This is a genomic window from Streptomyces sp. NPDC043896 (assembly GCF_056435605.1).
In genome coordinates, this window is the sequence record NZ_JBWKEE010000028.1 from 46,558 (window position 1) to 61,473 (window position 14,916).

The window sequence follows — 14,916 nt, forward strand, 5'->3', positions numbered from 1 at the left end:
CGGGGTGTGGCCGGTCATGATCGGGGAGGCATCCGGAGGGTGTTGGAATTCACCGAGTCATGGCACCATCCCGGTGACAGTGCCAAGTTACTGATGAATAGTCAGATCTGATGTCCGGTCCGGTACGCCCGGTCCGCCCCGCGACATCGGTCTGACCCGGGGCACCTGGGGGAGCCATGGGGACCGTGAAGCGAGCGTCGTCGCGCCGGCGGGGAGTGTCCGCCCTCACGCTGCTGTGCGCCATGGCGATACTGGCGGCCCCGGGGATCGCGGGCACCGCGTACGCGGCTCCCGGCGCACCCTCGGCCCCCTCGGCCCCCGCCGCGCCGGCGGCTCCCGCGCCCGAGCCGGGCGCCAAGTCCCTGGAGCAGGTCCGCAAGGAGATAGACGGCCTCTACCGGCAGGCCGGCAGCGCGACCGACGCGTACAACCTCGCGGAGGGCGAGACCAAGGCGCAGTCCGAGCGCATCGTGCAGATCGCCAACCTGGTGGTGGCGGGCCAGGACCGGATCTCCTCCCTGAAGAACCGCGCGGGCGCCGCGGCCCGCGCCCAGTACCGCTCGGGCGGACTCCCGCCGGGCGCGCGGCTGGCGTTGAGCGACAGCCCGTCCGACTTCCTGGACGGGACGGGGCGGTTGCGGCAGGGCGAGAAGGCCACCACGGACCTGCTGTCCGAACTGAACCGCACCCAGACCGACTTGGAGCGGTACGCGAAGGAAGCGGGCGCGCTCTGGCAGAAGATGGAGGAGAACAGGGTCAAGAAGGAAGCCGCCAAGAAGGAGATCGAGGAGAAGATCAAGGCGGCGGAGGCCCTGGAGAGCAGGCTGGAGGCCGAGGAGAAGGCCCGGCTGCTCCAGCTGGAGCAGGAAGCGCAGTACAAGGCGCAGACGGCGTGGCTGTCGTCGGGCGCGATGAAGGACGTCAACGGCGCCGCGACGGACGCGGGCAAGCGGGCCGTGCAGTGGGCGACGGCGCAGATCGGGAAGCCGTACGTGTGGGGCGCCACGGGTCCGGACTCCTTCGACTGCTCCGGACTGACCTCGCAGGCCTGGCTGGCGGCGGGGCGGGGGATCCCGCGCACCTCGCAGGAGCAACTGCGACTGCTGCCGAAGGTCGCGATGAAGGACATGCGCCCGGGGGACCTCATCATCTACTTCGACGACGCGACCCACGTGGGCATGTACGTGGGCGACGGCGCGATGGTCCACGCCCCGCGCCCGGGCCGTTCGGTGACCATGGCGGGCGCCGGCTCGATGCCGATCAAGGCGGTGGTCCGCCCCGACGCGTAGGCCCTGGCCGGGCGGTGACCGGTACCCCGGGGCTCCGGGCCGGGGTGCCGGCACCCCGGTCCGGAGCCGCCTGCCCGGACCCCGCTCCGGAGCCGCCCTGCCGGGCCCGCGTACGGGTCACTACAGGGCGCTACCGCCCCGGGCGGAGCCCGGGTCTCGGTGGGCGGGACGCCCACCGGCCCGGCCGTGACGTTGGTCATCCCGGCGGCACGGTTTTCCCCCGCGATGAGGGCATATGACGGCGGCCCTCCCCCGGCGGCCATTCCGCTCGCCCGCACCAGCCCGCTAGGGTCTGCCGCATGAGCGCACCTTCGGGGGGAGGCAAGGAACCGGAGACGATGCCCGTACCCGTACCGCGGCAGAGGGACACCCCGGCCACGGACAGCGGCCCCGCACCGCAGGCGTCGCTGACGCTGCTGGTGGTGGAGGACGACCCCGCGGGCGGCCTCACCGTCCCCGAGATCCTCGACGCCGACGGCCACCGGATCCGCATCCGCAGCGCCCGCAACCTCACCGAGGCCGCGCGGCTGCTCACCCCCGACGTGCACTGCGTCCTGCTGGACCTGGCCCTGCCCGGCCCCGGCGAGGACGGTCTCGGCGCCCTGCGCGAGGTCCTCCGCATCGCCCCGCGGCACGCCGTGCTCGTACTGACCGGCGAGGCCGACGCCGACCGCGCCGCCGAGGCCGTGCGCGTCGGTGCCCAGGACTTCCTCTACCGCGACGAGCTCGACGGCCGGCTGCTGAGCCGGGCCATCCGCTACGCCGTGGAGAGAAAACGGGCCGACATCGCCCAGTACAAGCTTGCAGAATCGAAACTGCGCGCCCAGGAGAACGCCCGCCTGGAGCGCGGACTGCTCCCCACTCCCCTCCTGGAGGGCTCCGACCTCCGCTTCGCCGCCCGCTACCGTCCCGGCCGCAGCCGGGCCCTGCTCGGCGGGGACTTCTACGACACCGTCCGCACCCCGGACGGCACCGTCCACGCGATGATCGGCGACGTCTGCGGGCACGGCCCCGACGAGGCGGCCCTCGGCGTCGAGCTGCGGATCGCCTGGCGGGCCCTGACCCTGGCCGGGCTGTGCGGGGACGACCTGCTCGCCACCCTCCAGGAGGTGCTGGAGGTGGAGCGGCCCTGCGAGGAGATCTTCGCGACGCTGTGCACGGTGGACATCTCCCCGGACGGCCGGCGCGCGGGCCTGTGCCTGGCCGGGCACCCGGCGCCGCTGATATCCCGGCCGGGCGGGCCCGCCCGGCTGCTCCCGTACGAGAACAGCGGCCCGGCGCTCGGGCTGCTCCCCCGGGCCCGCTGGCCCCGCCGCCAGGTCGACCTGGGCGGCACGTGGAGCCTGATGCTCTACACCGACGGCCTCATCGAGGGCCGCATCGGCGACGGCCGCGAGCGCCTCGGGCAGGACGGCATGGTCGAGATGATCAACCGGCACATCGAGCGCGGCCTGAGCGGCGAGGCGCTGCTGGAGGCGTCCGTCACCGAGGCCCGCCGCCTCAACGGCGGCGAGCTGACGGACGACGTGGCCGTCGTCCTGCTCTCCCGCGCGGCCGGCTAGGGCCCCGCGGACCCGGGCGGCGGCTCAGCGGCCGCCGTTGTACGGCCCGTACGGGCCGTCGCTGCTGCTGCCGCCGCGGCGCGGACCGCCGCCCGAAACCTGCTTGAGCGCGGGGCGGACGTCGACGAAGAACACGATGCTCGCCACCAGGCCCGCGATCTGCAGGAACAGCATCCCGAGGAAGAAGTCCACGAGGACGGTCACCCCGAGGATGACCAGCCAGAAGGTCTTCGTCTGCTTGTCGGCGGCCCGGTACGCGTCCTCGCGCGCGAGCAGCGCCAGCACGAAGGCCGCCACGGCGAGGGCCAGCATGGCGTAGCCGAGCAAGGGGAGGACCCCGTTATCGAATCCCTGCATCAGCATCGTCTCGACCGCCTTTTCGCATCCGGCACCACTGACTCCACGCTACCGCCGGAGCCGCCTTCCCAAACGGCAACGAACCGGGCACCCGCCGGGTGCCCGGCCCGATTTCCGGCCGTTCAGGCCTCTTCGCCGGGCGTGGCGGCGGCCTTCTTGGCCGTTCCGCGACGCGCGGCGGACTTCTTCGCGGCGGGCTTCTCCTCGCCGGCGGCCTCCGCCGGCGCCTCGTCCCGGGCTTCGGCCGGCTCCTGCGCGGGCTCCTGCGCGGGCTCCGGCTCGACGGCCTCCGCGATGTCGACGATCTCGTCGGCGACCTCGCCGCGCCAGGCCCGTACGGTCTGCTCGCCGTGCTCGGCGACCTTGTCGTAGGTCTCCTTGGCCCGGACGGCGTACTCGGCGGCGACCCCGACGCCGCGCAGCGCGAGGTCCTGGGCGGTCTCGCCGAGCTTCTTCGGGTCGATCGAGCCGAACACCTCGGTGACCTTGGCGGTGACGGCCTCCTGCACGGCCTTCGGGTCGGTGTTCTTCACGGCCTCGATGCGCGCGGGGGCCTCGGTGCGCAGCTGCTCGATCAGCGCGGGCACCTTCTTGGCCTGCTGGACGGCGAGGTCGGCCGTACCGGCGGCGAAGTAGAGCGGGGTGGGGTCGGTGAGGGTCTTCTTCAGGTCATCGGCGATGGCCATGTGCGGGTCCTCCCGGATCACAGTCAGTTCGTAGGGGGCATCGCGGCGTCGTCACCGGCACCGCCGGCTGCCGCGCCGTCACCGGGAGCCTCGTCGGCCTCCAGCGCGTTCTCCTTGCGGAACGCGTCGTAGATCTGGAGCAGCACCTGCTTCTGCCGCTCGTTGATCGACGGGTCGGAGAGGATGACGGCCCGCGTCTCCACCTCGTCCCGGTCCCGCTCGTCGAGGATCCCGGCCTGCACGTACAGCGTCTCGGCGGAGATCCGCAGCGCCTTGGCCAGCTGCTGGAGGATGTCCGCGCTCGGCTTGCGCAGCCCGCGCTCGATCTGGCTCAGGTACGGATTCGACACCCCCGCCGCGTCGGCCAGCTGCCGCAGCGAAAGCTGGGCCTGCCGCCGCTGCTCACGGAGGTATTCGCCGAGGTTTCCGACGTTGAGCGATGCCATGCCCCGATCCTGCCGCACCCTGCTAACTATTGCAAGCGCTTGCTAGCAATAGCTCCCACCCCCGGGCCTCGCCCCCGGGTACCCCCGCGCCTCCCCCGTCCGGGGGAGGCGGCCGGAACCGCCGGGGGACGCGGCGCCCCGCCGGTGCGCGGGAGCATGGCGGCCCGGGGGCCGCTGCCGGCCGGGGTGACGCGGGCCTACCACCTGCGCCGGACCGGCCGCCCCGGCCCGGCTTTCGGCCAGGGCCGCGTCGGATCCCGCCCGCCGGCACCCGGCCGCTGCTAGCTTGCGGGCGTGGACCTCTTCTCACGGTCGTGGGCGGCGCTGCGCGCGGCGGTCGCCGGGCTCTCCGACGCGGACTTCGGGCAGCCGTCCGGCTGCCGGGGGTGGCTCGTGCGGGATCTGGTGTGCCACCTGGTCATCGACGCCCAGGACGTGCTGATCACCCTCGCCACCCCCGCCGACGCCGAGCCCACCCGCGACGCCGCGAGCTACTGGGAGACCGGTGCGGACCCGGCCGCGCAGGATCCCCTCGACGCGCTGACCGTGCGGCTGGCCGCCGCGTACGGGGAGCCGTGGCTGCTCACGTTCCACCTCGACGACGTCGGCTCCGCCGCCGGCCGCGCCGCCGGGCTCGCCGACCGCTGCGCCCGGGTCGGCACCCGCGACCAGGTGCTCACCGCCGGCGACTACCTGTCCGCGTACGTCCTGGAGTGGACGCTGCACCACCTCGACCTCGTCGCGCACCTCCCGCACGCGCCGCGCCCGCCCGCCGAGGGCCTCGCCGGGGCCCGGGCCCTGCTGGAGCGCATCGCGGGGGCGGCGTTCCCGCCGTCGTTCTCCGACGAGGACGCCCTGCTGGTCGGCACCGGCCGCCGCGCCCCGACCGCCGCCGAGAAGGCCGCACTGGAGGGGGCCGGGCAGCTGGGCACCCGGGTGCCGCTCGTCCTGAGCTAGCCGGACGCCCGCCGGACCCACCCGAGTACCCACCTTTTTGTGGGTACTTGGCGGGTGGCCGCCGCCGGGTGATGCTGGTCCGGCGGCCGGGAGGAAGGGTTCAGGAAGCCGCGCGGCGGGACTCCGCCATCCGGGACTCCGCCATCCGGTCCAGCCGCCGGTGGCCCCAGTCGGACAGCGGCGCCACCGCCTCCGCGAGTGCCCGGCCGAAGTCGGTCAGGGAGTACTCGGTCTTCAACGGCAGTACGTCGTGCACCTCCCGGTGCACGATCTCGTCGGCCTCCATCTCGCGGAGCGCCTGGGTCAGCACCTTCTCGCTGAGGCCGGGCAGCCGGCGCCGCAGCTCACCCGGACGCTGGGGACCGTCCTCCAGCATCCACAGCAGGGACGTCTTCCACTTCCCGTCGATCACGGCCATCGCCGCGGTCACCCCGCAGACGTTCGGATCCTGGGCGCGACTGCGCGTCATTCCCCTGCCCTCCCCCTGTGCTGCCCCGCACGTCTTTCACACGACCTTTTCTCGTATAGCTCATATTTTCATGGGAGTTGAGCCATGTCCTCGTCCACCCAGCAGCCGACCGTCACCGTACTCGGCCTCGGCCCGATGGGCCGGGCCCTGGCGGGCGCCTTCCTGGCCGCCGGAGTGCGCACCACCGTCTGGAACCGCACCCCCGGCCGCGACGGCGACCTCGTCGCACGGGGTGCGATCACCGCGCCGTCGGCCCAGGAGGCGGTCGCCGCCAGCGCCCTGACCGTGGTCTGCGTGGTCAACTACGACGCCTCCGACGCGATCCTGCGGTCCGACGCCGTCACCACCGCCCTCAAGGGCCGCACCCTCGTCAACCTGACCGCCGACACCCCCGGCCGCGCCCGGGACACCGGCGCCTGGGCCGCCGGCCACGGCATCCCCTACCTCGACGGCGCGATCATGACCCCGACGCCGACCATCGGCACCCCGGACGCCGTGTTCATCCACAGCGGCCCGGAAGAGCTCTACCGCGAGCACCGGCCGGTGCTGGACGCCCTCGGCGGCACCCACACCCACCTCGGCGAGGACATCGGCCGCGCGGCGGCGTACGACATCGCCCTCCTGGACATCTTCTGGACCTCGATGGCCGGCTACGCCCACGCCCTGGCGGTCGCGAAGGCCGAGGGCGTCAGCGCCGGGGAACTGGCCCCGTTCGCCCAGGGGATCGCCGCGATCCTGCCGCCGCTCTTCGCGGAGTTCGCCGCGGACGTGGACAGCGGGAGCTACTCCGGCGAGCTCAACCCGCTGACCTCGGGAGCCTCGTCCATGGCCCACATCATCCACGCCTCCGAGGCGCACGGCATCGAGGCGTCCCTGATGCGCGCGACCGAGGGCCTGGCCCAGCGGGCGATCGCCCACGGCCACGGCGGCGACGGCTTCGTCCGCGTCGCCGAACTCCTCGGCAGGACGGCCGTGCCCGCCACGGCCTGACACCCCGCACGGCCCGGCGGGCCGAGGGGCTGCCACCCGGCCGCCCCTCGGCCCCGGCCGCCCCTCGCCCCGGCCGCCCCGTCGGCCCTAGAGCCCCGTGACGTCGAGCAGCTTCAGCCGCTCCGGATCGGACAGGGCGTCGATCGCGGCGATCCTGCCGTCGACGACGGTGAAGGCCATCACCGAAACCGCCCGGTCCTTGCGCACCACCACCACACCGGCGGCGCCGTTGATCAGCGCCGGGCGCACGAACGGCGACAGCGAGCTGTACGTGACCGCCCGGCCCGCCACCGTCCGCGCCCCGCGCAGCACCGCGTCCGCCGCGCCGCCCGCACCGCCGTCGGAGCGCAGGACCACGTCCGGGTCCAGCACCGCGACCAGCGCCTCGAACTCCCCGTCCCGCGCGGCGGCGAAGAAGGCGTCCACCGCCGCCCGCTGGCGGGCGAGGTCCGCGTCCGGAGCCGGGGCCTGCCCCTGCACCTTGCGGCGCGCGCGGCTGGCCAGCTGCCGGGTCGCCGCGGCGGACTTCTCGATCAGCGGGGCGATCTCCTCGAACGGCACCGCGAACATGTCGTGCAGGACGAACGCCAGCCGCTCCGCCGGGGCCAGCGACTCCATCACCACCATCAGCGCCAGCCCGACCGAGTCCGCGAGCAGCACCTCCTGCTCGGGGTCGATCCGCCGCCCGGGGCTGATCAGCGGGTCCGGGACCCGTACCTCCAGCCGCTCCACCGGGTCCTCGCGCCGCGTCTCGCGCGCCCGCAGCAGGTTGAGGCAGATCCGCGAGACCACCGTCGTCAGCCAGCCGCCGAGGTTCCCGACCCCGCTCACGTCGGTGCGGTCCAGCCGCAGCCAGGCCTCCTGGACGGCGTCGTCGGCCTCGCTGAGCGAACCGAGCATCCGGTAGGAGACCGCCCGCAGATGCCCGCGGTGCTCCTCGAAACGCTCCGTCAGCGAAACCCCGCCGTCCCGGCCCTCGCCGTCGCCCCGGCCCTCGTCCACACCCACACCCACACCCACACCCGCGTCCACGTCCACGTCCACCCGTCCCCTCAGCTCCCTCAGGCAGCCGCAGCCGGCGCCCGTCCGATGACCACCGTCGCGTAGAGCTCCTCCGAGGTGACCGCCCGCACCACGAGACCGCCGCCGGTCAGCGCGGACGCCGTCAGCGGCGCCTGCCGGGCACTCGTCTCGATCAGCAGGTGCCCGCCCGGCGCGAGCCAGCGCAGCGCCTCCGCCGCGACCCGGCGGTGCACGTCCAGCCCGTCCGAACCGCCGTCGAGGGAGACCAGCGGCTCGTGGTCCCGCGCCTCGGACGGCATCAGCCCGATCTCCCCCGTCGGCACGTACGGGGCGTTGACCACCAGCACGTCCACCCGCCCCCGCAGCTCCTCCGGGAGCGCCGCGTACAGGTCGCCCTCCCACACCGCGCCCCCGTACGGGGCCACGTTGCGCCGCGCGTACGCCAGCGCCGCCGGGTCGATGTCGGCCACGTGCAGCTCGACCCCGCCCGGGACCTGGGCCGCCACCGCCGCACCGAGGGCACCGACCCCGCAGCACAGGTCCAGCACCACCGCACCGGGCCGGGCCAGCTCCACCGCCTCCTGCACCAGGAACTCGGTGCGCCGGCGCGGTACGAACGCCCCCGCGCCCACCTCCACGCGCAGCCCGCAGAACTCCGCCCAGCCGACGACGTGCTCCAGCGGTTCGCCGTCCACCCGGCGGGCGACCATGCCCGCCAGGTGTCCCTCGTCGGTGGCGGCCGCGGCCAGCAGGCCGGCCTCCTCCTCCGCGAAGACGCAGCCGGCCGCGCGCAGCCGTTCCACAATCGATGTCACGTACTCAATCCTCTTGGTTCTGCGCCACGCCGGCGTCCGCGGACACCGGTGGCGACGATAGGCCCCTGCCGGGCAACGGTCCCGGCCGGGAGGCCGCGTCCGTCACGTCCCCCGCTCCGAAGGCTCAGAAGACGTCCGGGCACCACGGCCGGCGCGCGGTGCGGAACACCGCGTCGGCGAGGTCCACGGCCCCCGGCCGCAGCTCCTCCGCCCGGCCCAGCGCGGCCAGCCGCACCGCCGACGCGTCACCCAGGTACAGGGAGCCCAACGCGGACACGTCGAGGCGCAGCCCGGCCTCCTCCTCGGTACGGACGCAACGGCCGGCGCCCGCGTCCAGCCGGTAGCGGCCGCCCGCCGGGCCGCTGGGGTCGTCGACCTCCAGCACGAGCACCCCGGGCACGGCGTACGTCCGCGCGCCGAGCGCCCGTACGACGTCCAGCACGCGCACCCACAGGAAGTCGGCGGCCGACACCGGCCGGGCCGCCCGCGCGTCGGGCAGCAGCTCCGGCAGCAGGTCGTCCGGGGCACGGTTGCCGCTGCGGACCTTCAGCACCCAGTCGATGGAGCACAGGAAGTGCCACAGCGCCTTCTCGGCCTGCGGGGTCAGCGCGAGGAAGTCACCGACCTGCACGGTGTTCAGCGGGGTCTTCGCGTCCGTCCAGTGGTCGTCGGCCCGGTAGGCCGCCAGCCCCGCCACCTCGCCGGCCGCGTCCCGGTACACCGCGTACATCTGCTCCCGGTAGGGGCGGTGCGACATCTGCTCCAGGCCGGTCTTCAGGCTCCACCAGCGCTCGTCGCGGTCGACCATGCCGTGCCGGGAGGCCCGCAGCCGCTCGTGCAGGGCGGGCCCGACGCGCCGCGCCCCGGCGGCGTCGACCAGGTCGATCCGGCCGCCGCCGACCGGCGCCGGGCGGCCGCGGTCGAGACCGGTGCGGGCGACGTCGACCTCCCATTCGGCGTGGACGGTCGCGGCGCCGTAGCCGTAGCGGCCGTAGATCGGGTACTCGGCGGCGATCAGGGTGGACAGGACGTCGCCGCGCGCGTGGGAGGCGGCCAGTTCGGCCTCCATCATGCGGGTCAGCAGGCCCTGGCGGCGGTGGGTGGGCAGCACGGCCACGTTCGAGATCGCGCTGGCCCCGACGGTGGCGCCGCCGGGCACCGTCAGTTCCTGGGCGAAGGAGCGGAAGGTGGCGACGCACCGCCCCGTCTCCTTGTCGAAGGCCCCTTGTACGCGCGCGAGGTCGATGTGGGCGGCGCGCTGGGCGACATCGGATTCGGTCGGCGCGCCCGGAGTCAGGAAGCCCGTGTTCAACGTGGTGAGCCAGGCGGGGAGTTCGGAGGCGGCGATCGGCCGCACGTCAGCGCTCATGACCGGCCACGCTAACCGCCGGGTCCGGGACCGGTCGCCCCAATTTCCGCCGCCCCGGCACGGGCCGGCGAGCCGGTCCGCGCCGGACCGGCTACGCCAGCAGGTCGTCCACCTGCGCCTCGCCCTCGCGGTAGCGGCGGGTGATCTCCGCGCTGGAGTCGTCGGCCATCCGCTGGAGCTGCTGGCGGCGCCGCGAGACCTGCTGCTCGTACCGGACCAGCCGGCCCATCGCGTCGTGCAGTTCGCCGTCCGTGCGCGCCTCCAGGTCCGACAGCTCCACGTCGGAGAGCATCTCGGCGGCCAGCAGCCGGTACTCCTCGTTGTGCGGGGTGCCCAGGGTGACGTGCCGGGCGGAGGCGCTGCGGCTCGACGGGGCGTCGGCGAGGATCTCCGAGAGCCGGTCCACCACCGGCGCCTCGGGGTCCGTACGCCGGGCCAGTTCGGCGCGCAGGATGTCGATGCGGCCCTGGAGGAGCCTGCGTACGTAGCTCAGGTCGGCCTCGTCGCGCTGCGCGTCGCGCCGCATCGCGCGCAGCTCGGGCAGGCCGAGGGCGGTGGCGGGGGTGGTCGGCCCCAGCGGCTCGCCGGTGCGCTGCGCGGGGGGCCGCCCGGCCGTGCCCCCGGCCGGGGCCGGAGTGCCCGGGGCGGGTGACGCGGGTGACGCGGGTGCAGGTGCGGAGGTACCAGAAGTGTTCATGACGTTCGTATCCGTCCCCTCGACCGGTGCTGGGGGCACCGCCTGCGTGCATGGTGCCACTCTCCGTGGTGCGGACGCAGTCCCACTCCACCCGATCGGCCCCGGACGGGTGCACTCCTGGTACACAGGTGGTATGCGAGCAGTGGTGCAGAGGGTGGACGGCGCGAGCGTCGTCGTGGCGGGCGAGACGGTCGGCGAGATCGTCGGCGAGGGGCTGTGCGTGCTGGTGGGGGTGACCCACGACGACACCCCGGAGAAGGCGGCGGTACTGGCCCGCAAGCTGTGGTCCGTGCGGATCCTGGAGGCGGAGAAGTCGTGCAGCGACGTGGACGCGCCGCTGCTGGTGATCTCCCAGTTCACGCTGTACGGGGACGCCCGCAAGGGCCGCCGCCCCACCTGGAACGCGGCCGCGCCCGGGCCGGTGGCGGAGCCGCTGGTCGACGAGGTCGTGGCGCAGCTGCGGGCGCTGGGCGCGACGGTGGCGACGGGCCGGTTCGGCGCGGACATGCGGGTCTCGCTGACGAACCACGGCCCGTTCACCATCGTCATCGACGTGTAGCCGGATGGCCGCGCGGCCGGATGGCCGCGCGGCGGTCAGGGCGCTACGACGACCTCCTGCGCGGCGGCCGTGTTCCCGGCCAGCAGCGGGGCGTCGACCGGGACGTTCCGCTTCACCAGGGCGAGTGCGATCGGGCCGAGCTCGTGGTGGCGCACGGCGGTGGTGACGAAGCCGAGCTGGCGGCCGTCCTCCCCGTCCGCCGCGAGCCGTACGGGCGTTCCGTGCGCCGGGAGCAGCACCTCGGAGCCGTCCAGGTGCAGGAAGACCAGGCGGCGCGGGGGCTTCCCCAGGTTGTGGACGCGGGCGACGGTCTCCTGGCCGCGGTAGCACCCCTTCTGGAGGTGCACGGCGGTGCCGATCCAGCCCAGCTCGTGCGGGATGGTGCGGTGGTCGGTCTCCAGGCCGACGCGCGGCCGGTGGGCCTCGACGCGCAGGGCCTCGTAGGCGAGGAGTCCGGCGGCGGGGCCGTGGGCGGCGGCGAAGGCCTCCAGGTCGGCGCGGGGCAGGAAGACGTCCCGGCCGTGCGCGGTCTCGCGTACGACGTGCTCCTTGGCGACCTCGGCGATCGAGCCGGCCGGGAGGTGGACGACGGCGAAGTCGGCGGTGCGGTCGGCGACTTCGACGCGGTAGAAGAACTTCATCGACTCCAGGTAGCCGAGGAGCGCCTCCTGGGTGCCCGGTTCGACGTGCGCCCAGACCGTCTCGCCGTCGTCGACGAGGTAGAGGGCGTGCTCGATGTGCCCGTTGGCGGAGAGGATCAGCGCCTCGGTGGCCTGCCCGGCGGGGAGGTCGCTGACGTGCTGGGTGATCAGCAGGTGCAGCCAGCTCAGCCGGTCCGCGCCGGTGACGGTGACGACGCCGCGGTGGGACAGGTCGACGAAGCCGCGGCCGTCGGCCAGGGCGCGCTGTTCGCCGTAGAGCTCTCCGTAGTGGGCGGCGACGCCCTCGTCACGGCCTTCGGCCTCTACGGCGCCGGGGAGATGGAGCAAGGGGCTGCTGGTCATGCCACCAGCCTACGACCCCGCTACGCGGAGCCCGCCTGGCGCTTGGCCGCCGCGCACTTCTCGCACAGTCCGAAGATCGCGAAGTGCTTCATGTCGGTCTCGAAGCCGAAGGTGGAGCGCAGCTTCGCCGTGAACTCGTCGGCGATGTCCACGTCGGCCTCGATGACGCCGGTGCATTCGCGGCAGACGAGGTGGATGTGGTGGTGCCGGTCGGCGAGGTGGTAGGTGGGGGCTCCGTGCCCGAGGTGGGCGTGGGAGACCAGGCCGAGCTCCTCCAGGAGCTCCAGGGTCCGGTAGACGGTGGAGATGTTCACCCCGGAGGCGGTCTTGCGGACCTCCGCGAGGATCTCGTCGGGGCTGGCGTGCTCCAGGGCGTCTACCGCTTCGAGCACGAGCTGGCGCTGCGGTGTCAGCCGGTAGCCGCGCTGCCGCAGGTCGCTCTTCCAGTCGGTGGTCACCACCCGGCCAGTGTAAGCGCGGAAAGGGGACCGCGGTCAGTCCGCGGTCCCCTTTCCGGGTGCCTGTGCCTGTGCCTGTGTCCGTGCCCGTGGCCCTGCGGGCCCGGACGCCGGCCCGGCCGGCTCAGCGGAAGAAGGCGATGCCGTCTTCCGGGAGCTCCGGGAGGTTGCGCGCCATGTCGGCGATCTCCTCCGGGGTGACGACCTTCTTGAGCTGGGCCGACATGTAGGGGCGCAGCTCGACGTCGGGGGTGGCCTTCTCGCCGACCCACATGAGGTCGCTCTTCACGTAGCCGTAGAGGCGCTTCCCGCCGCTGTACGGGCCGGAGGCGGCCGTACGGGCCACGGCGTCCGTGACGAGGTCGATCTGGGGCTTCTGGTCGGCGAGCTCGCCGTACCAGACCTCGACGACGCCCTGGTCGCGCACCATGACGATCTCGACCTTGCGGTCCTTGTCGATGCGCCAGTAGCCCGACTCGGACTCCAGCGGCCGCACCTTGTTGCCCTCGGCGTCGAGCGCCCAGGTGTGGGAGGTGTACTCCAGGAAGTCCCGGCCGTCGTGGCTGAAGACGACTTCCTGGCCGAAGTTGCACTTCTCCTCGCCGGGGAAGTCGAACACGCCGGCGCCTTCCCAGGTGCCGAGGAGGAAGGCGAGGGGGACGAGGCCCGGGTTCAGGTCGGACGGGATCTGGATCATGGTTGGCTGCTCAGGCGATCTGTGGGAGGGGTTCCGGGGCGGTCGGCTGGGCGGATGCTCAGCGCTGACCCTGGTACAGCTTCTTGACGGCCAGGCCGGTGAAGGCGAGGACGCCGACGCAGACCAGGACCAGCAGGGAGGTGAAGACTGCCTCAAGCACGGGGTGCTCCTCGGAGGATTCGGTGCGGGTGGACGGGCCGGTCCCCAAGCCTACTGGCCCGGGGCCCGGCGCACGGTGTGAGGTAGGCCGTAACGGCCCCGGCCGGTCAGCCCAGCAGCTGCTGCTGGAGGATCACCGCCTGGTGGAGCGGCACGGCTCCGGCCGTGCCCTTGCGGGACTGGAGGATCACGGCCTGGATGTCACCCGACTGGACGCACCCGGCCCTGATCTGTTCGTCGCCGGACGGAGCGGACTCCTCCAGGACGGTGACGCCCGTGGCGTCGGGGGCCGCCTGGGCGGCCCGGGCCCTGCCCCAGGCGTCGTCGGTCTGGATGCGGTCGACGCCGTTCAGGTTCATGTCGGGACCGCAGCCGGTGAAGGTGTCCGCGCTCACCGCGGAGTCATTCTCCAGCTTCAGGCCGGTGTCCGGATAGATCCAGCGGCCGTCGTCCTCGGTGGACAGGCCGGGGATGTCGGTGCGCTCGGCCTGCGTGATCCCGTACGCGGTCCCCGCGCCGGCGGCGCCGAAGACGAGGACGGCGGTGGTCCAGCGCAGGACGGCGCGCAGCCTGCGGCGGTCCTTCGGGACCGGGACCGGGGCTACGCATCGTTATTACGCTTTTGTATAGGCGGACTTTCAGTCTTCCGGCCGCCGCTTTCCGTCCAGTTCGTCCCACCATTCGTCCGATGTGGGATCGCCCGACGGGTCGTCCCACCAGCGGTCCTCCGGCCCTCGCCGGTTCGCGACCACCGCGGCGACCGGCGGGATGACCATGGCGACCACGCACAGTGCGACCGCCGCCTCCACCGAGAGCAGGCGCACGAAGGACCAGGCGGAGACGAAGAGGAAGAGGCATCCGCCCATCAGCCAGAAGTAGGCGCGCCGGCGCCGCGCGTACATGCCTCCAGCGTAGGGCGGGCCCCCGCGAAGACAAGGGCGGCGGACGGCGCGAAGGGCCGCACCCCGTTCCAGTGGCGTCCAACCCCCGGGGGTGCGGCCCTTCGGCCGGTTGCTGTCGGTCCGCAGCAGCAGACCGCGGCGGTGCTAGACCGCGATGGCGACGTCCGTCACGCCGCCGGCCTCGGCGACCACGACGGCGCGGTCGGCCTGGCCGCCCGGGACGAGCGCGCGCAGCGTCCAGGAGCCGGTGGCCGCGTAGAAGCGGAACTGGCCGGTCGCGGAGGTCGGGACCTCGGCGGTGAACTCGCCGGTCGAGTCCAGCAGGCGGACGTATCCGCTGACGGGCTCGCCGTCCTTGGTCACCTGGCCCTGGATCGCGGTCTCACCGGGCTTCAGCGTCGCGAGGTCGGGCCCGCCGATCTGTGCTCCACACATGTTCTCTGTCCTGTCCTGGAGAGGTTCTGCTGCTACGAGGGC

At 73.6% G+C, this 14,916-nt stretch carries 19 protein-coding genes; 5 read left to right on the forward strand and 14 right to left on the reverse strand.

Annotation, left to right across the window (positions count from 1 at the left end; translation table 11 throughout):
* The first annotated feature begins 176 nt into the window (after positions 1–176).
* Together AC069X_RS31860 and AC069X_RS31865 are read left to right on the forward strand one after the other, a co-directional pair.
* Positions 177–1,289 (forward strand): C40 family peptidase, encoded by a 1,113-nt coding sequence (locus AC069X_RS31860; RefSeq protein WP_478734058.1) that lies wholly within the window; start codon positions 177–179, stop codon positions 1,287–1,289.
* A 299-nt stretch (positions 1,290–1,588) separates the two neighbouring features.
* On the forward strand, positions 1,589–2,851 hold the full coding sequence (locus tag AC069X_RS31865) for a PP2C family protein-serine/threonine phosphatase (RefSeq protein ID WP_478734060.1): 1,263 nt from the start codon (positions 1,589–1,591) through the stop codon (positions 2,849–2,851).
* 24 nt (positions 2,852–2,875) lie between these two features.
* Here AC069X_RS31865 and AC069X_RS31870 read toward each other — a convergent pair whose 3' ends face one another.
* From AC069X_RS31870 to AC069X_RS31880, 3 genes are all read right to left on the reverse strand, one after another.
* On the reverse strand, positions 2,876–3,214 hold the full coding sequence (locus tag AC069X_RS31870; RefSeq protein WP_478734062.1) for a DUF2516 family protein: 339 nt from the start codon (positions 3,212–3,214) through the stop codon (positions 2,876–2,878).
* 116 nt (positions 3,215–3,330) lie between these two features.
* Positions 3,331–3,894, reverse strand: coding sequence for a hypothetical protein (locus tag AC069X_RS31875; protein ID WP_478734064.1), 564 nt, complete (start codon positions 3,892–3,894; stop codon positions 3,331–3,333).
* A 23-nt stretch (positions 3,895–3,917) separates the two neighbouring features.
* Positions 3,918–4,340, reverse strand: coding sequence for a helix-turn-helix domain-containing protein (locus AC069X_RS31880; RefSeq protein WP_478734066.1), 423 nt, complete (start codon positions 4,338–4,340; stop codon positions 3,918–3,920).
* Positions 4,341–4,634: 294 nt separating this feature from the next.
* On the opposite strand from AC069X_RS31880, the gene AC069X_RS31885 reads away from it, so the two are divergent.
* Entirely contained in the window at positions 4,635–5,297 is a 663-nt protein-coding gene (locus AC069X_RS31885; protein WP_478734068.1) for a maleylpyruvate isomerase N-terminal domain-containing protein, read from the forward strand.
* A gap of 100 nt (positions 5,298–5,397) precedes the next feature.
* On the opposite strand, the gene AC069X_RS31890 is transcribed toward AC069X_RS31885, so the two are convergent.
* Positions 5,398–5,766, reverse strand: coding sequence for a winged helix-turn-helix transcriptional regulator (locus AC069X_RS31890; RefSeq protein WP_478734070.1), 369 nt, complete (start codon positions 5,764–5,766; stop codon positions 5,398–5,400).
* Between the two features lie 84 nt (positions 5,767–5,850).
* On the opposite strand from AC069X_RS31890, the gene AC069X_RS31895 reads away from it, so the two are divergent.
* The gene (locus AC069X_RS31895) at positions 5,851–6,756 is read left to right on the forward strand and encodes an NAD(P)-dependent oxidoreductase (RefSeq protein WP_478734072.1); all 906 of its coding nucleotides are present in this window, start codon (positions 5,851–5,853) and stop codon (positions 6,754–6,756) included.
* A gap of 87 nt (positions 6,757–6,843) precedes the next feature.
* Here AC069X_RS31895 and AC069X_RS31900 read toward each other — a convergent pair whose 3' ends face one another.
* From AC069X_RS31900 to AC069X_RS31915, 4 genes are all read right to left on the reverse strand, one after another.
* Positions 6,844–7,758 (reverse strand): sigma-70 family RNA polymerase sigma factor, encoded by a 915-nt coding sequence (locus tag AC069X_RS31900; protein ID WP_478734164.1) that lies wholly within the window; start codon positions 7,756–7,758, stop codon positions 6,844–6,846.
* Between the two features lie 59 nt (positions 7,759–7,817).
* The gene (locus tag AC069X_RS31905) at positions 7,818–8,603 is read right to left on the reverse strand and encodes a putative protein N(5)-glutamine methyltransferase (RefSeq protein ID WP_478734166.1); all 786 of its coding nucleotides are present in this window, start codon (positions 8,601–8,603) and stop codon (positions 7,818–7,820) included.
* Positions 8,604–8,718: 115 nt separating this feature from the next.
* On the reverse strand, positions 8,719–9,963 hold the full coding sequence (locus AC069X_RS31910) for a GNAT family N-acetyltransferase (protein WP_478734073.1): 1,245 nt from the start codon (positions 9,961–9,963) through the stop codon (positions 8,719–8,721).
* 91 nt (positions 9,964–10,054) lie between these two features.
* A complete protein-coding gene (locus AC069X_RS31915; RefSeq protein ID WP_478734075.1) occupies positions 10,055–10,660 on the reverse strand; it encodes an RsiG family protein in 606 nt (201 codons plus the stop codon).
* Between the two features lie 133 nt (positions 10,661–10,793).
* On the opposite strand from AC069X_RS31915, the gene dtd reads away from it, so the two are divergent.
* Positions 10,794–11,219, forward strand: a complete 426-nt coding sequence (gene dtd, locus AC069X_RS31920; RefSeq protein ID WP_042801357.1) for a D-aminoacyl-tRNA deacylase — start codon at positions 10,794–10,796, stop codon at positions 11,217–11,219.
* 35 nt (positions 11,220–11,254) lie between these two features.
* Here dtd and ygfZ read toward each other — a convergent pair whose 3' ends face one another.
* From ygfZ to AC069X_RS31950, 6 genes are all read right to left on the reverse strand, one after another.
* Entirely contained in the window at positions 11,255–12,223 is a 969-nt protein-coding gene (ygfZ, locus tag AC069X_RS31925; protein WP_478734077.1) for a CAF17-like 4Fe-4S cluster assembly/insertion protein YgfZ, read from the reverse strand.
* A gap of 20 nt (positions 12,224–12,243) precedes the next feature.
* On the reverse strand, positions 12,244–12,684 hold the full coding sequence (locus tag AC069X_RS31930) for a Fur family transcriptional regulator (protein WP_478734079.1): 441 nt from the start codon (positions 12,682–12,684) through the stop codon (positions 12,244–12,246).
* Between the two features lie 121 nt (positions 12,685–12,805).
* Positions 12,806–13,378, reverse strand: coding sequence for a heme-binding beta-barrel domain-containing protein (locus AC069X_RS31935; RefSeq protein ID WP_478734080.1), 573 nt, complete (start codon positions 13,376–13,378; stop codon positions 12,806–12,808).
* Positions 13,379–13,644: 266 nt separating this feature from the next.
* Complete coding sequence (locus tag AC069X_RS31940; protein WP_478734081.1) at positions 13,645–13,932, reverse strand: hypothetical protein; 288 nt, start codon at positions 13,930–13,932, stop codon at positions 13,645–13,647.
* A gap of 243 nt (positions 13,933–14,175) precedes the next feature.
* Positions 14,176–14,511 (reverse strand): DUF3099 domain-containing protein, encoded by a 336-nt coding sequence (locus AC069X_RS31945; protein ID WP_478734168.1) that lies wholly within the window; start codon positions 14,509–14,511, stop codon positions 14,176–14,178.
* A gap of 72 nt (positions 14,512–14,583) precedes the next feature.
* Positions 14,584–14,874 carry a DUF1416 domain-containing protein gene (locus AC069X_RS31950; RefSeq protein WP_045950396.1) on the reverse strand — a complete coding sequence of 97 codons (291 nt, stop codon included), beginning with the start codon at positions 14,872–14,874 and terminating at the stop codon, positions 14,584–14,586.
* Between the last annotated feature and the right edge of the window lie 42 nt (positions 14,875–14,916).

What these genes read in the sequence shown, in the direction of transcription:
- AC069X_RS31950 (WP_045950396.1), bottom strand. Translation starts at nt 14,874, where the DNA reads ATGTGTGGAGCACAGATCGGCGGGCCCGACCTCGCGACGCTGAAGCCC.
- dtd (WP_042801357.1), top strand. Translation starts at nt 10,794, where the DNA reads ATGCGAGCAGTGGTGCAGAGGGTGGACGGCGCGAGCGTCGTCGTGGCG.
- AC069X_RS31865 (WP_478734060.1), top strand. Translation starts at nt 1,589, where the DNA reads ATGAGCGCACCTTCGGGGGGAGGCAAGGAACCGGAGACGATGCCCGTA.
- AC069X_RS31875 (WP_478734064.1), bottom strand. Translation starts at nt 3,894, where the DNA reads ATGGCCATCGCCGATGACCTGAAGAAGACCCTCACCGACCCCACCCCG.
- AC069X_RS31910 (WP_478734073.1), bottom strand. Translation starts at nt 9,963, where the DNA reads ATGAGCGCTGACGTGCGGCCGATCGCCGCCTCCGAACTCCCCGCCTGG.
- AC069X_RS31880 (WP_478734066.1), bottom strand. Translation starts at nt 4,340, where the DNA reads ATGGCATCGCTCAACGTCGGAAACCTCGGCGAATACCTCCGTGAGCAG.
- AC069X_RS31890 (WP_478734070.1), bottom strand. Translation starts at nt 5,766, where the DNA reads ATGACGCGCAGTCGCGCCCAGGATCCGAACGTCTGCGGGGTGACCGCG.
- AC069X_RS31915 (WP_478734075.1), bottom strand. Translation starts at nt 10,660, where the DNA reads ATGAACACTTCTGGTACCTCCGCACCTGCACCCGCGTCACCCGCGTCA.
- ygfZ (WP_478734077.1), bottom strand. Translation starts at nt 12,223, where the DNA reads ATGACCAGCAGCCCCTTGCTCCATCTCCCCGGCGCCGTAGAGGCCGAA.
- AC069X_RS31895 (WP_478734072.1), top strand. Translation starts at nt 5,851, where the DNA reads ATGTCCTCGTCCACCCAGCAGCCGACCGTCACCGTACTCGGCCTCGGC.
- AC069X_RS31860 (WP_478734058.1), top strand. Translation starts at nt 177, where the DNA reads ATGGGGACCGTGAAGCGAGCGTCGTCGCGCCGGCGGGGAGTGTCCGCC.
- AC069X_RS31870 (WP_478734062.1), bottom strand. Translation starts at nt 3,214, where the DNA reads ATGCTGATGCAGGGATTCGATAACGGGGTCCTCCCCTTGCTCGGCTAC.
- AC069X_RS31935 (WP_478734080.1), bottom strand. Translation starts at nt 13,378, where the DNA reads ATGATCCAGATCCCGTCCGACCTGAACCCGGGCCTCGTCCCCCTCGCC.